This is a genomic window from Streptomyces sp. NPDC048434 (assembly GCF_043200375.1).
GTDB lineage: Bacteria > Actinomycetota > Actinomycetes > Streptomycetales > Streptomycetaceae > Streptomyces.
In genome coordinates this window covers 1-14,595 of record NZ_JBICXQ010000039.1, presented here as the reverse complement: position 1 = coordinate 14,595, position 14,595 = coordinate 1, and the positions used below count along the sequence as shown (strand labels likewise).

Annotated in this window: 12 protein-coding genes; 8 read left to right on the top strand and 4 right to left on the bottom strand. The window is 70.7% G+C overall.

Annotated elements, in window-relative coordinates; genetic code table 11:
- The first annotated feature begins 49 nt into the window (after window positions 1–49).
- The 4 genes from ACGFWI_RS34605 (at window position 50) to ACGFWI_RS34590 (ending at window position 6,044) form a co-directional block, all read left to right on the top strand.
- The gene (locus tag ACGFWI_RS34605; RefSeq protein ID WP_393910016.1) at window positions 50–1,351 is read left to right on the top strand and encodes a sensor histidine kinase; all 1,302 of its coding nucleotides are present in this window, start codon (window positions 50–52) and stop codon (window positions 1,349–1,351) included.
- Complete coding sequence (locus ACGFWI_RS34600; RefSeq protein WP_393910015.1) at window positions 1,348–2,034, top strand: response regulator; 687 nt, start codon at window positions 1,348–1,350, stop codon at window positions 2,032–2,034. Before ACGFWI_RS34605 ends, ACGFWI_RS34600 begins: the two co-directional genes overlap by 4 nt.
- 151 nt (window positions 2,035–2,185) lie before the next feature.
- Window positions 2,186–5,380 carry an efflux RND transporter permease subunit gene (locus ACGFWI_RS34595; protein ID WP_393910014.1) on the top strand — a complete coding sequence of 1,065 codons (3,195 nt, stop codon included), beginning with the start codon at window positions 2,186–2,188 and terminating at the stop codon, window positions 5,378–5,380.
- A gap of 211 nt (window positions 5,381–5,591) precedes the next feature.
- Entirely contained in the window at window positions 5,592–6,044 is a 453-nt protein-coding gene (locus tag ACGFWI_RS34590) for a hypothetical protein (RefSeq protein WP_393910013.1), read from the top strand.
- A 93-nt stretch (window positions 6,045–6,137) separates the two neighbouring features.
- On the opposite strand, the gene nadA is transcribed toward ACGFWI_RS34590, so the two are convergent.
- Complete coding sequence (gene nadA, locus ACGFWI_RS34585) at window positions 6,138–7,337, bottom strand: quinolinate synthase NadA (protein WP_393910012.1); 1,200 nt, start codon at window positions 7,335–7,337, stop codon at window positions 6,138–6,140.
- Between the two features lie 350 nt (window positions 7,338–7,687).
- Between nadA and ACGFWI_RS34580 the strand changes: the two genes are divergently transcribed.
- Window positions 7,688–8,041, top strand: a complete 354-nt coding sequence (locus tag ACGFWI_RS34580) for a HesB/IscA family protein (protein ID WP_393910011.1) — start codon at window positions 7,688–7,690, stop codon at window positions 8,039–8,041.
- A gap of 125 nt (window positions 8,042–8,166) precedes the next feature.
- On the opposite strand, the gene ACGFWI_RS34575 is transcribed toward ACGFWI_RS34580, so the two are convergent.
- Together ACGFWI_RS34575 and ACGFWI_RS34570 are read right to left on the bottom strand one after the other, a co-directional pair.
- Window positions 8,167–9,699: a hypothetical protein gene (locus ACGFWI_RS34575; RefSeq protein WP_393910010.1), complete on the bottom strand. Its 1,533-nt coding sequence runs from the start codon at window positions 9,697–9,699 to the stop codon at window positions 8,167–8,169.
- 104 nt (window positions 9,700–9,803) lie between these two features.
- Window positions 9,804–10,031 (bottom strand): hypothetical protein, encoded by a 228-nt coding sequence (locus ACGFWI_RS34570; protein ID WP_393910009.1) that lies wholly within the window; start codon window positions 10,029–10,031, stop codon window positions 9,804–9,806.
- 159 nt (window positions 10,032–10,190) lie between these two features.
- Between ACGFWI_RS34570 and ACGFWI_RS34565 the strand changes: the two genes are divergently transcribed.
- Window positions 10,191–11,165, top strand: coding sequence for a carbohydrate kinase family protein (locus ACGFWI_RS34565; RefSeq protein WP_393910008.1), 975 nt, complete (start codon window positions 10,191–10,193; stop codon window positions 11,163–11,165).
- Window positions 11,166–11,174: 9 nt separating this feature from the next.
- Here ACGFWI_RS34565 and ACGFWI_RS34560 read toward each other — a convergent pair whose 3' ends face one another.
- Window positions 11,175–12,665 (bottom strand): cysteine desulfurase/sulfurtransferase TusA family protein, encoded by a 1,491-nt coding sequence (locus ACGFWI_RS34560; protein WP_393910007.1) that lies wholly within the window; start codon window positions 12,663–12,665, stop codon window positions 11,175–11,177.
- Window positions 12,666–13,039: 374 nt separating this feature from the next.
- Here ACGFWI_RS34560 and coxB point away from each other — a divergent pair, with 374 nt between their 5' ends.
- Together coxB and ACGFWI_RS34550 are read left to right on the top strand one after the other, a co-directional pair.
- Window positions 13,040–14,002: a cytochrome c oxidase subunit II gene (gene coxB / locus ACGFWI_RS34555; RefSeq protein WP_393910006.1), complete on the top strand. Its 963-nt coding sequence runs from the start codon at window positions 13,040–13,042 to the stop codon at window positions 14,000–14,002.
- On the top strand, window positions 13,999–14,595 hold a 597-nt coding region (locus tag ACGFWI_RS34550), incomplete at its 3' end, for a cbb3-type cytochrome c oxidase subunit I (RefSeq protein WP_393910005.1). The genes coxB and ACGFWI_RS34550, both read left to right, overlap by 4 nt.

The following is a 14,595-nucleotide window of genomic DNA, read 5'->3' as shown; positions in this document are numbered from 1 at the left end:
GCACAGCGCCCCGGCCCCTTGGGGGGCCGGGGCGCTACCGTTTGCTCTTGTGAGCCTCCTCGACCCCCGCCCGGACGCGCCCCGCGCCGGCCGCTTCCAGTGGCACCGGACGCATCCGCTCGCCTTCGACGCCCTCCTGGCGGTGGCCGTCTTCGCGTGCATCCTGTGCGGCGCGGTAGCCGACCCGCACGGACCGCACGGACCGCGGTTCGGCGCTCACCACCTCTCCGCCACGACCGTGGTGCTGGCCGCGCTGGCCTGCGCCGCCCTGGTCCTGCGCCGCCGGCTGCCCCGTACGGTCCTGGCCGTCACCGGCTCGTGCACCATCGTCGAGCTGCTCGCCCGCTCCAGCGACCCGCGCGCACCGGTGGCCGCCTCCGCGGTGATCGCCCTCTACAGCCTGGCCTCGCGCACCGACCGGCCCACCACCTGGCGGATCGGCGCGCTGACCGTCGTCGTCCTGACCGCCGCCGCGATGCTCTACGGCCCCCGTCCCTGGTACGCGCAGGAGAACCTCGGCATCTTCGCCTGGACGGGCATGGCCGCGGCCGCCGGCGACGCGGTCCGCAGCCGCCGCGCCTTCGTGGACGCCATCCGTGAGCGCGCCGAACGCGCCGAGCGCACCCGCGAGGAGGAGGCCCGGCGGCGGGTCGCCGAGGAGCGCCTGCGGATCGCCCGTGAGCTGCACGATGTCGTCGCCCACCACATCGCCCTGGTCAACGTCCAGGCCGGCGTCGCCTCGCACGTCATGGACAACCGTCCCGACCAGGCCAAGCAGGCGCTGGCGCACGTCCGCGAGGCGTCCCGCTCGGCGCTGGAGGAACTCCGCGCCACCGTCGGTCTGTTGCGGCAGTCCGACGACCCCAAGGCGCCGACCGAGCCCGCGCCGGGCCTCGGCGTCCTCGACCAGCTCGTCGACGGGTTCATCCGCGCCGGGATCCCCGTCGATCTGGAGATCCCGCACACGCCCCGGCCGCTGCCCGCCTCCGTCGACCTCACCGCCTACCGCGTGGTCCAGGAAGCGCTGACCAACGTCCACAAGCACGCCGGCGAGGGGGCCCGCGCCACGGTGCGGATCCTGCACTCCGACACCGCGCTGACCGTGACCGTCCTGGACGACGGCGCGGGCCGGGCCGGCATTCCGCGGCAGAAGGGCGGCGACCGGCCGCCCGTCGAGCCGGGCGGGCCAGGCGAGCCGGAGGACAGCGGCGGCGGCCATGGCCTGATCGGGATGCGCGAGCGGGTCTTCGCCCTGCGCGGCACGGTGGTGACCGGCCCGCGCGCGGCCGGCGGCTTCCAGGTGCGGGTCACCCTTCCGCTGCAGACCGTCCGTACGGGGGAGTCGATATGACGATCAAGGTGCTGCTCGCCGACGACCAGGCACTGCTGCGCAGCGCCTTCCGGGTGCTGGTCGACTCGGAACCGGACATGCGGGTGGTGGGGGAGGCCTCCGACGGCGCCCAGGCGTACGAGCTGACCCGCGCGGAGCGTCCCGATGTCGTGCTGATGGACATCCGGATGCCCGGTGTGGACGGCCTGGCGGCCACCCGCATGATCACCGAGGACCCGGAGCTCACCGATGTCCGGGTGGTCATCCTGACGACCTTCGAGGTCGACGACTATGTGGTGCAGTCGCTGCGGAACGGGGCCAGCGGCTTCCTCGGCAAGGGCGCCGAGCCGGACGAGATGCTGGGCGCGATCCGGGTCGCGGCGGCCGGGGAGGCGCTGCTGTCGCCGGTCGCGACCAAGGGCCTGATCGCCAAGTTCCTTGCGCAGGGCGGCAGTACGGGGGACGGCGGGCCCGGCGGCCGGGGCGCCGAGCGGCTGGCGACGCTGACCGGCCGCGAGCGTGAGGTGCTGACCCTGGTGGCCGGCGGGCTGTCCAACGACGAGATCGCCGAGCAGCTCGCGGTCAGCCCGCTCACCGTCAAGACGCATGTGAACCGCGCGATGGCCAAGCTGGGCGCCCGCGACCGGTCCCAGCTGGTGGTCATCGCCTACGAGTCGGGACTCGTACGCCCACGGGTGCAGTGAGGGTGGAGCATCCCGTACTCCCAACGCGGTACGGGCACCGGCCGGAAACCGACCTGCGAGCGAGGAAAACCGGCCAGGGCATGGCGGAAGGTGTAAGTGGGCCCGGAAAAGGTCCCGCCGACCGTTTCAGAACAGAAGAGAGACCCCACCCATGTCCTGGCTGTCCCGACTCAGCCTCGTACAACGGGGCCTGATAGCGCTGATGTCGATCGTGGCGATCGCCTTCGGCGCCATCGCGATCCCGCAGCTCAAGCAGCAGCTCCTGCCGTCCATCGAACTCCCGATGGTGTCCGTGCTGGCGCCGTATCAGGGCGCCTCCCCCGATGTCGTCGAGAAGCAGGTGATCGAGCCGCTGGAGGACGGTGTCCGGGCGGTCGACGGCATCAAGAGCGTCACCTCGACGTCGAGCGAGGGCTCGGGCGTCATCATGGCGCAGTTCGACTACGGCAATGACTCCAAGCGCCTGGTCGCCGATGTCCAGCAGGCCGTGAACCGGGCCCGCGCGAAGCTGCCCAAGGACGTCGACCCGCAGGTGGTGGCCGGCTCGACGGACGACATCCCCACCGTCGTCCTCGCCGTCTCCTCCCAGGACAAGGACCAGCAGACACTGGCCGACCAGCTGAACCGCAGCGTCGTGCCGGACCTGAAGAACATCGACGGCGTCAGCCAGGTCACGGTGGACGGCGTCCAGGACCGGATCGTCGCGGTCACCCCCGACGACAAGAAGCTCGCCGCCGCCGGGCTGACCTCCCAGGCGCTCGGCCAGGCGCTGGAGGCCGGCGGTACGTCGGTGCCCGCCGGTTCGTTCGCCGAGGGCGGGCAGAGCAAGACCGTCCAGGTCGGCGCGGGTTTCACCGCCGTGAAGCAGATCAGGGACCTGTCGATCGCGCCGTCCCCGGCAGCCGGTGACTCCGGTGCGGGTGCGGGTTCGGGTGCGAGCGCCAGCCGGCCGGCCGGGCCGGTCCGGCTCGGCGATGTCGCCACCGTCAAGGAGGAGTCGGCCACCCCGACCGCGATCACCCGCACCGACGGCAAGCCCAGCCTCGCCGTCCGGGTGACGATGGACCAGGACGGCAGCGCGGTCGCGATCTCCGACGCGGTCAAGGACAAGCTGACCAAGATCCGTCAGGACCTGGGCAAGGGCACCGACGTCACGGTCGCCTCCGACCAGGGCCCGGCGGTCTCCAAGTCGATAGAGTCGCTGACCACCGAGGGCCTGCTCGGCCTCGCCATGGCGGTCATCGTCATCCTCGTCTTCCTGCTCAGCCTGCGCTCGACGCTGGTCACCGCGGTCTCCATCCCGCTCTCGGTCGTCATCACCCTGATCGTGCTGTGGACCGGGGACCTCTCCCTGAACATGCTCACCCTCGGCGCCCTGACCATCGCGATCGGCCGCGTCGTCGACGACTCCATCGTCGTCCTGGAGAACATCAAGCGGCACCTGGGCTACGGCGAGGAGCGCCGCGAGGCCATCCTCTCCGCGGTCAAGGAGGTCTCCGGAGCGATCACCTCCTCCACCCTCACCACGGTCGCGGTCTTCCTGCCGATCGGCGTGGTCGGCGGCATGGTGGGCGCGCTCTTCGGCTCCTTCTCGCTGACGGTCACCGTCGCCCTCCTGTCCTCCCTGATCGTCTCCCTGACGGTCGTACCGGTCCTCTCGTTCTGGTTCCTGCGCGCCCCCGAGATCCCCGAGGGCACCACACCGGACGACCTGCGCCGCGCGGCCGAGGAGAAGGAGACCGCGAGCCCGCTGCAGCGCCTCTACGTCCCCGTCCTGCGGTTCGCGACCCGCCGACGGATCACCAGCGTGGTCATCGCCGTCGTCATCCTCCTCGGCACCTTCGGCATGGGCCCGCTCCTGAAGACCAACTTCTTCGACCAGGGCGACCAGGACACCCTCACCGTCAAGCAGGAACTCAAGCCCGGCACCAGCCTGGGCGCGGCCGACAAGCAGGCCAAGAAGGTCGAGAAGCTGCTCGCGGCCGACGACGACATCGCCGACTACCAGGTCACCGTCGGCTCCTCCGGCTTCATGGCGGCCTTCGGCGGCGGCACCGGCGCCAACCAGGCCTCCTACCAGCTCAAGCTGAAGGACGCCGCGGACTCCGGCAAGGTCACCGACGACCTGCGCGCCGGTCTCGACAAGCTCGGCCCGTCCATCGGCGACACCACCGTCACCGCGGGCGGCGGCTTCGGCAGCCAGGACCTGAGCGTGGTCGTGAAGGCAGCCGACGGCGACGTCCTGAAGAAGGCCGGCGAGCAGGTCCGTAAGGCCGTCGCCGGCCTCGACGACGTCACCGACGTCCAGAGCGACCTCGCCCAGAGCGTGCCGCGGATCTCCGTGAAGCCCAACGACAAGGCGGCCGCGGCCGGTTACAACCAGACCACCCTCGGGGGCGCGGTCGCCCAGGCGGTCCGCGGTACCACCAGCGGCAAGGCCGTCCTGGACGACACCGAGCGCGACATCGTGATCAAGTCGGCCCACCCGGCCACGACCGTGGCCGAGTTGAAGAACCTGGCGATCCCGACCCCGGCGGGCCCGGCCAAGCTCAGCACGCTCGCCACCGTGCGGACCGTCCCCGGCCCGGTCCAGATGACCCGGATCGACGGGGCCCGTTCGGCGACCATCACCGCCAAGCCGACCGGCGACAACACCGGCGCGGTCAGCGCCACGCTGCAGAGCAAGATCAACGCCCTGAAGCTGCCCGAGGGTGCCACCGCCGAGATCGGCGGCGTCTCCCAGGACCAGACCGATGCGTTCTCCTCGCTGGGCCTGGCGATGCTGGCGGCCATCGCCATCGTCTTCATGCTCCTGGTCGGCACCTTCCGTTCCCTGATCCAGCCGCTGATCCTGCTCGTCTCGATCCCCTTCGCGGCGACCGGCGCGATCGGCCTGCTGGTCGCCACCGGCACCCCGCTGGGCGTCCCGGCGATGATCGGCATGCTGATGCTGATCGGCATCGTGGTCACCAACGCCATCGTGCTGATCGACCTGATCAACCAGTACCGGTCGCAGGGTTACGGCGTCGTCGAGGCGGTCATCGAGGGCGGCCGCCACCGGCTGCGCCCCATCCTGATGACGGCGCTGGCCACGATCATGGCGCTGCTCCCGATGGCGCTGTCCATCACCGGCGACGGCGGCTTCATCTCCCAGCCGCTCGCCGTGGTCGTGATCGGCGGTCTGATCACCTCCACCCTGCTCACCCTCCTCCTCGTTCCGACGCTCTACGCGATGATCGAGCTCCGCAAGGAGCGCCGGGCGAAGAAGAAGGCCGCGAAGCGGGCCGGTAAGGCCGGCCCGCAGGCCGAGGAGACCGACCGCGCACCGGAGCCGGCGGGCGTCTGACGCCGACGATGAGCTGACGCGAACGATGCCCCCGCAAGCCTGCGGGGGCATCGTGCTGCCGGGGCCCTGCCGTTGCCGGCCCGGCCGGTGAGGACCGGCGCCCGGGGGCCGCGCGGCGGGCCGGTGCACGTTCGGGGGTGCACCGCTCGCCGGTCGCGGTGGGTGATGCGAAGGTGACCGTGCGTACGGAATCGACGAGAGGTGAGCATCGGTGCTGTGTGTCCCGGCCCGCTGGGCCGCCCCCGTAACCGCCGCCGGGCTGGCCCTCGCGCTGGCCCTCGCGGCCGCTCCGCCTGCCGCCGCCGGACCCGTCGTCGGCGTCCGGGTGGGCGTCACGGGCGGGGCCTACACCGGCAGTGTGGGCATCGTCAGAACGGCCGCGCGCACCGTCTTCGGCGGCTTCTACTGCGCGGCCAACGGCACCGATCCCACCCCGCTCACCGCCCTGGTCGACGCCCAGGAGCAATACGGCCTCGGCGGGGTGCGGGCGTACTGGGACGCTGCCAAAAAGGACTTCGTCGTCACCGACATCCATGGTGATGTCGCGGACAGCAAGAAGAAATGGAACGCGTACGTGAACGAGAAGAAGATCACGACCGGGCCCTGCGCGACCGCGATCAAGGACACCGACAAGGTCCGCTGGACCCTGGAGGCCGCCAAGTAGACCTCCGGGTCACGTCGGGCCGACCGGCCGCCGCCCCCGCTCCGGGGCAGGCGGCCGTCGCCCGTCGTGCTGCCGGCCGCCTGCCTGCGGGGCCTACGGCAGCGCCAGCATCCGCTCCAGCGCCAGCTTCGCGAAGCTCTCGGTCTCGTTGTCGACCTGGATGCGGTTGACGACCTTGCCGGCGGCGAGCGACTCCAGCGTCCACACCAGGTGCGGGAGGTCGATGCGGTTCATCGTCGAGCAGAAGCAGACCGTCTTGTCGAGGAAGACGATCTCCTTGTCCTCCGCGGCGAAGCGGTTGGCCAGCCGGCGGACCAGGTTCAGTTCGGTGCCGATGGCCCACTTCGAGCCGCGCGGGGCGGCCTCCAGCGCCTTGATGATGTACTCCGTCGAGCCGACGTAATCCGCCGCCGCCACGACCTCGTGCTTGCACTCGGGGTGGACGAGGACGTTGACACCCGGAATGCGCTCCCGCACGTCGTTCACCGACTCCAGGGAGAAGCGGCCGTGCACCGAGCAGTGGCCGCGCCACAGGATCATCCTGGCGGCCCGCAGCTCCTCGGCGGTCAGGCCGCCGTTCGGCTTGTGCGGGTTGTAGACCACGCAGTCGTCCAGCGACAGGCCCATGTCGCGGACGGCGGTGTTGCGGCCCAGGTGCTGGTCGGGCAGGAAGAGCACCTTGCCCGTCGCGGGGTCCACCTGCTCGAAGGCCCAGTCCAGCGCCCGCTGGGCGTTGGAGGAGGTGCAGATCGTGCCACCGTGCTTGCCGGTGAAGGCCTTGATGTCGGCCGAGGAGTTCATGTACGAGACGGGGACGACCTGCTCGGCGATACCGGCCTCGGTCAGGACGTCCCAGCACTCGGCGACCTGCTCGGCGGTGGCCATATCGGCCATCGAGCAGCCGGCGGCCAGGTCGGGGAGGATGACCTGCTGGTCGTCGCCGGTGAGGATGTCCGCGGACTCCGCCATGAAGTGCACACCGCAGAAGACGATGTACTCGGCGTCCGGCCGGGCGGCGGCGTCCCGCGCGAGCTTGAAGGAGTCGCCGGTCACATCGGCGAACTCGATGACCTCGTCGCGCTGGTAGTGGTGCCCGAGGACGAAGACCTTGTCCCCGAGCTTCGCCTTGGCCGCGCGGGCCCGCTCGACGAGGTCGGGGTCCGACGGAGCCGGCAGATCGCCGGGGCACTCCACACCGCGCTCGCTCTTGGGGTCGGCCTCACGGCCGAGCAGGAGCAGGGCCAGCGGGGTCGGCTGGACGTCCAGGGGCTGGGCGGTGGTCACAACACGCACCCTCTCTTTTCTTCGAATGAGCGCGGCGCAGCCGCACCAGTGGAGCCGGTGCGTGCACCGGGAGCCTTTTCGTCTATTTGACGCTATCTATGATAGCTGCTTCACGTCACTTTGACGACGGCCATTGTGTCGATGTGACGCATCAGCACCCGCCGTGTGTGGTCGGCCACCTGTTCCCGGCCGCCGATGTGCGAGCATGAGGAGAGAACGAGGCGAGAGGCTGCCTCCGGCAGCGTCCGGAAAGGCTTCTCGGTAAATTGCGCACCCAGCCGGAATTAATCCGGGACGTCTCCGGTTGCAGCTGGTTGCAACCGATGACAAGCGGTCCGTACAACCCGGGAGAGATGTAGATGAGCGTTCAGGACGAGACCACCGTCAGCGACGGCATCATCGTGTCCGACGCGGCCGCGTCGAAGGTCAAGAGCCTGCTGGAGCAAGAAGGCCGGGACGACCTCGCGCTGCGGGTGGCCGTTCAGCCCGGCGGCTGCTCCGGTCTGCGCTACCAGCTCTTCTTCGACGAGCGTTCGCTCGACGGCGATGTCGTCAAGGACTTCGACGGTGTCAAGGTCGTCACCGACCGGATGAGCGCCCCCTACCTGGGCGGTGCCTCCATCGACTTCGTCGACACGATCGAGAAGCAGGGCTTCACCATCGACAACCCGAACGCCACCGGCTCCTGCGCCTGCGGCGACTCCTTCAGTTAAGGAGCACGGGCAGCACGAACGAAAGGCGGCGCCCCCCCGAACGGGGGAGCGCCGCCTTTCGTTTTCGCGTCTGCGTGAGGCCGACCGCGGTGGTCCGTGTGCCGCCGGGCCCCCACCGCGTCCGGTCACCGCTTGGGCACGGACTCACCGGTCGACACATCGACCACCTTCCGGCCGTCCAGCGGCTTCTGCAGCGTCACGGTCTTGGTGAACTCCTTGGCGATCTTCACGCAGACCTGGCCCGGCTTCTTGTCCTTGCCGACGACCTTGGTCTTCACGGTCGTGCCGGACTCCTCGGCGCTCACCGAGTAGACGCTGCACACGCCGCCCCAGAAGTGCACCGTCAGCTTCTTGCCGCCGTCGCCCACGGCGTACGACTCCAGGGCCATCGCCCCGGGCTTCCCGGACGGCTTCTGCGACGGCTTCCCCGGGCTCTGCGACGCGCCGCCGTCGTCCCGGTGGGCCAGATACTTCGGGTTCACCGCCGGGTGCGCGATCGTCGAGGTGGCGTCCGGGCCGCTGCCGGCGCCCGGCTGGCGCACCTTGTACAGCCACGACGGCACCAGCGTCTGGCCGCCGTCCACGTACTGCACCGAGAGCCCGAAGACCGCACCGGTCACCTCGGCCGGCTGCTGCGCCTTCGTCGGCGCCGGCTCGCACGGCGCGATCCCGTCGCCCTTGCCGCCCTTGTGGCCGGGCGTCGAGGGGCAGCCGGCCGGCTTGCGGCCCTCGCCCGAATTCAGCCGGTCCAGCGTCTTGTCGGCGCCCAGCACCGGATAGTCCGCGCCCTTGACCGGGTTCGCCAACTGGCCGCTGCCGCCGACCACCTGACCGTCCGAGCCGACCTGCAGATCGCTCTGCCAGCCGTACGTCGGCAGCCCGCCGAGCACCGGACTCGCGCTGACGATCCGCACCGCGCCGGACAGTCCGCTCGCATCGAGCTTGGCGCTCTCCTGGCCGAGCGCCTTCAGCGCCGGCCGCACCGCCTGCTCGGCCTTCTCCGGCGACACCGCGCCCTTGCCGCTGCTGTCGTCCTCGGTCGTGATGTCCCCGCCGCCGCGGTACGAAGGACAGCCGGGCCGGCCCGACGGCGCCGCGCCGTCGGCCTGGTCCTGGCCCTTCCCGCCCTTGGGGGAGGCGGGCAGCGCACAGTTCGTGCCGCCCGGCGTGCCGTACTGCGAGTACGTCCAGGCGCCCGAGCCGGACTTGTTCACCTGGAGGACGGGGCCACGGGCATCCCGCGTCGGCCCGCCGACCTTCCAGGAGGTGCCCTCCGAGCGGACCTTTCCGGACACATCCAGTGCCTTCGCGAGCCGTTCCACCGACTCGCGGCTTATCTCGCCCTTGGGGCGGTACACCGGCGCGGACGCCGGACCGCCGGGGAGCTTCTTCACCGCCCGGTACTTCGCACCCTGCGGGTTGGGCTCACCGGCAGCGATCGAGCCGCCGCCGGTGTAGCCGTCGAGCGCCAATGGCGGCGGGGCGCCCTTGGTCGCGGACCCCGGACCGGAGCCCTCGCCGCTGGAGGCGGACGAGACCCAGTACGCCGCGCCGCCCCCGGCGAGAACTACCGCCGCGGCCATCGAGGCGACCACCACGGGGGTGCGCCGCCTGCGCTCCTTGGGGTTCGGGGTGTCGGTGGTGTCCTCGGTGTTCACCGCATCGCTCCTTCGGCTCCGCTGAACATCTGACGTCCATCCTCCGTGAGGTGGACGCCGATGAGACGGAGCGGGGGCGTATACGGTTCCCGCCGAGCGGCCGGTCAGTCGCCGTACTCGGACATTCCGTCCACGAGTGCGGCAGAGGTGGCGGGGACCTCGACGCCGTGCAGATCTGCGGCGCGCCCCGTCGCCGGCGCGGACCGCCGCCCGGCCTTCCAGCGACCGGACATCCGTGCACAGTCGCCGCGCAGCTCGTCAAGCGATTCGGGGTCCTGCGCGGTGGGTGAGACACCCTCGCGCGGTGTGACGGCTTTCACAGGCTTGGTCATAGGGGCACCGTACGCAGCCATGTAGCGAGGAGAAAGACCTACTATTGGGTAGTTTCAGCCATTCCAAGTGTCCGGGATGACCGGGTGGCGCGCGACCCCTGCGGGTAGCGTTGCTACACGTCCGCCCGCCCCTACGCCTTCCGCAGGAGCAGACCCGTCGTGCGTATCGCAGTCACCGGATCCATCGCCACCGACCACCTGATGACCTTCCCCGGCCGTTTCGCCGAGCAGTTGGTCGCCGACCAACTGCATACGGTCTCCCTTTCGTTCCTGGTCGACCAGCTCGATGTCCGTCGCGGCGGCGTCGCCGCCAACATCTGCTTCGGCATGGGCCAGCTCGGCACCGCGCCGATCCTGGTCGGTGCCGCCGGCAACGACTTCGAGGAGTACCGCGCCTGGCTCGACCGCCACGGCGTCGACACCCGCTCCGTACGCATCTCCGAGGTCCTGCACACCGCGCGCTTCGTGTGCACCACGGACGCCGACCACAACCAGATCGGGTCCTTCTACACGGGCGCGATGAGCGAGGCCCGGCTGATCGAGCTGCAGTTCGTCTCCGAGCGGGTCGGCGGTCTGGACCTCGTACTGATCGGCGCGGACGACCCCGAGGCGATGATCCGGCACACCGAGGAGTGCCGCAGCCGCGGTATCCCCTTCGGCGCCGACTTCTCCCAGCAGATCGCCCGGATGGACGGCGACGCCATCCGCACCCTCCTGGAGGATGCCGCCTACCTCTTCTCCAACGAGTACGAGAAGGGCCTCATCGAGTCCAAGACCGGCTGGACCGACGACGAGATCCTCGCCAAGGTCGGCACCCGCGTCACCACCCTCGGCGCCAGCGGTGTCCGCATCGAGCGGGTCGGCGAGCCGGCCATCGAGGTCGGGGTCCCGGAGGAGAACGCCAAGGCCGACCCCACCGGCGTCGGCGACGCCTTCCGCGCCGGCTTCCTGTCCGGCCTGGCCTGGGGCGTCGGCCTGGAGCGCGCCGCACAGATCGGCTGCATGCTGGCGACGCTGGTCATCGAGACCGTCGGCACCCAGGAGTACGAGCTGCACCGCAGCCACTTCATGGACCGCTTCACCAAGGCCTACGGCCACGAGGCCGCGGCCGAGGTCCAGCAGCACCTGGCCTGACCGGCCCCGTCAGGCGCGGCGCCGCACCACATACGCGGCGCCGCGCTCGGCCGCCCGCTCGCCCACGTACTCCTGGTCCCGCATGGCGCACCAGGCGGGGATGTCCTGCCGGGCGGCCTCGTCGTCGGAGAGCACCGTCACCGTCCCGCCGACCGGTACGTCGTTGATCACCTTCGCCAGCTCGATGACCGGGATCGGGCAGCGCTTGCCCAGCGAGTCGACGACCAGGCCGCCGGACCCGGCGGATCCGCCCGCGGATTCCCCGGCCTCCGGGGTGGCCGGTGCCCGGGTGGGGCGCGGCGCCTCGTCCGCCGTCGCCGGGGCGGCCCCGACTCCCGCTGCCGGTGCGGTTCCGGCCTCCGTCGCCGGGACCCCCAGCCGCTCCCGCACCGAGTGCACCACCTGTGGCAGCACCTCCAGGAAGCGCTCCACCTCCGCCTCGGCCGTGCCGTACGGCAGCGAGACCCGCACATTCCCCTCGGACAGCACGCCCATCGCGCGCAGCACATGGCTCGGCGTCAGGGTGCTGGACGTACACGACGACCCGGACGACACCGAGAAGCCGGCCCGGTCGAGCTCGTGCAGCAGCGCCTCTCCGTCGACATAGAGACAGGAGAAGGTGACGAGATGGGGGAGGCGGTGCGCCGGATCGCCGACCACCTCCACGTCCGGGACCAGCTCCGGCACCCGTGTCCGGATCCGGTCCACCAGCCGCCGCAGCCGCGCCGCTTCGTCCCCCGTCTCCGGGCCCGCCCGCAGCGCACGCAGGGACGCCGCGGCGGCGACGACCGCGGGGATGTTCTCAAACCCCGCACTGCGGCCCGACTCCCGCTCGTCCCGCGGCCCCTGGGGTGCGAACCGGGTCCCCTTGCGGACGGCGAGCAGCCCCACACCGGGCGGGCCGCCCCACTTGTGGGCGCTCGCGGTCAGCAGCGACCAGGCACCGGGCACCGGCCCCCACGGCAGCGACTGCGCGGCGTCCACCAGGAGGGGGACCTCCGCCTCCTGGCAGAGCACGGCCACCTCTTCGACCGGCTGTTCGGTTCCCACCTCGTGGTTGGCGGACTGGAGGCAGACCAGCGCGGTGTCCGGCCCGAGCGCGGCGGCGACCTCGTCGGCCGCCACCCGGCCCATACGGTCCACGGCCAGCTCCCCGCGACTGCCGCCGGCCGCCTCGTGGACCTCGGCGGCATGCAGGACGGAGGAGTGCTCCACGGCCGAGTGCAGCAGCCGGCGGCCGACGCGCCGGCGGGCCGCCAGCGCGCCGGAGACTCCCGAGTGCACCGCCTGCGTCCCCGAAGGGGTGAAAACCAATTCGTCCGGGCGGCAGCCCACGGCCTCGGCCGCCGCCTCCCGCGCGGCGTCCAGCAGCAGCCGGGCGCGCCGCCCCTCCCGGTAGAGGCGGGCCGGGTCGGCCCAGCCTTCGTCGAGCGAGGCGAGCAGGGCCTCGCGGGCGACGGGATGCAGAGGGGCGGCCGACGCCGCGTCGAAATAGGGCACGTACGAGACGTTAGTCCTCCGGCCCGACGCCGGGGGCGCCCCTCGGCCCCACCGTGCGGCGCCAGGGGGCTCCGGGCTCCGGCCGGCGGGTGGGCACGCGCCCGGACAGCGGCGCCCGAGCAGTGCCGGGCACGGCGTCAGATGCCTGGTGGAAGCGGGTATTCGGGGGGTCGTCGGGCGCCTCCCGGGAGCCCTGACCACCCCTTAGGGGTGCGCCGCGGCGCGTTGGGCACCCTCCCCGCGCGACCCCAAATAGCGTCCAGTAGGGTTTGGTCCGCATAAACATCCAAACCCCTGCCCGTGCCAGGGCCGGCGACCGACCAGCGAGACGGCCGCAGCCGGTCTCGCGGGCGAGACTCTCGGGAAGGCGCTACGTGAGTCCCAACGGCTCCGACCGCTCGTCGCGGCGCCCGATGCGGCGGAAGCTGCCGCAGGTGCTTGCTGCGGGCCTGGTCCTGGCGACCGCTACTGGTTGCACATATAAGGACTTTCCCCGCCTCGGTATGCCAACGCCCGTCACCGACGAGGCGCCGCGGATCCTCTCTCTTTGGCAGGGCTCCTGGGCCGCCGCCCTCGCAACGGGCGTGCTGGTCTGGGGCCTGATCATCTGGAGCGTGATCTTCCACCGCCGTAGCAGGACCAAGGTGGAGGTCCCCGCGCAGACGCGGTACAACATGCCGATCGAGGCGTTGTACACGATCGTCCCGTTCATCATCATCGCGGTGCTTTTCTACTTCACCGCGCGTGACGAGAGCGCAATCCTCAAGACTTCGAAGAAGCCGGACCACATCGTCAATGTGGTGGGCTTCCAGTGGAGCTGGGCGTTCAACTACCTGGAGGACGTGGACGGCGACAAGTCGACCTCGAACATCAACTCCAGTGAACTGTCCGCGATCCCGGACAAGTGGAAGAAGGGCGCTCCGGCCGGTGCCGACGGCGTCTACGACTCGGGCGTCCCGGGTGAGCGCAACCCGCAGACCGGCAACCCGGGCCCGACCCTGTGGCTGCCCAAGGGTGAGACGGTCCAGTTCGTGCTGACCTCTCGTGACGTCATCCACTCCTTCTGGGTGGTGCCCTTCCTGATGAAGCAGGACGTCATCCCGGGCCACACCAACGTCTTCGAGGTGACCCCCAACAAGGAGGGCACCTTCATGGGCAAGTGCGCCGAGCTTTGCGGTGTCGACCACTCCCGGATGCTCTTCAACGTCAAGGTCGTCTCCCCCGAGCGGTACCGGGAGCACCTGAAGGACCTGGCGAAGAAGGGCCAGACCGGATACCTGCCGTCGGGCATCAAGCAGACGGATCACGCCAGGAATGCGGAGACCAAGAACCAGTGAGCATCCTCAACGAACCTCAGGGTGCCGCCGCCGATACGGCTCCGGCAGCACCGCCCGTACGCAAGAAGCAACCCGGCATCGCTGTGGTGAACTGGCTGACGACCACTGACCACAAGACGATCGGCACGATGTACCTGGTCACGTCGTTCGCGTTCTTCTGCGTCGGCGGACTGATGGCGCTGCTCATGCGCGCCGAGCTGGCCCGTCCCGGCACGCAGATCATGTCGAACGAGCAGTTCAACCAGGCGTTCACGATGCACGGCACGATCATGCTGCTGATGTTCGCGACGCCGCTGTTCGCCGGTTTCGCGAACTGGATCATGCCGCTGCAGATCGGCGCGCCCGACGTGGCGTTCCCGCGGCTGAACATGTTCGCCTACTGGCTCTACCTCTTCGGCTCGCTGATCGCGGTGGCCGGCTTCCTCACCCCGCAGGGTGCGGCGGACTTCGGCTGGTTCGCGTACTCGCCGCTGTCGGACGCGGTGCGTTCGCCGGGCGTCGGCGCGGACATGTGGATCATGGGTCTGGCCTTCTCGGGCTTCGGCACGATCCTCGGTTCGGTCAACTTCATCACGACGATCATCTGCATGCGG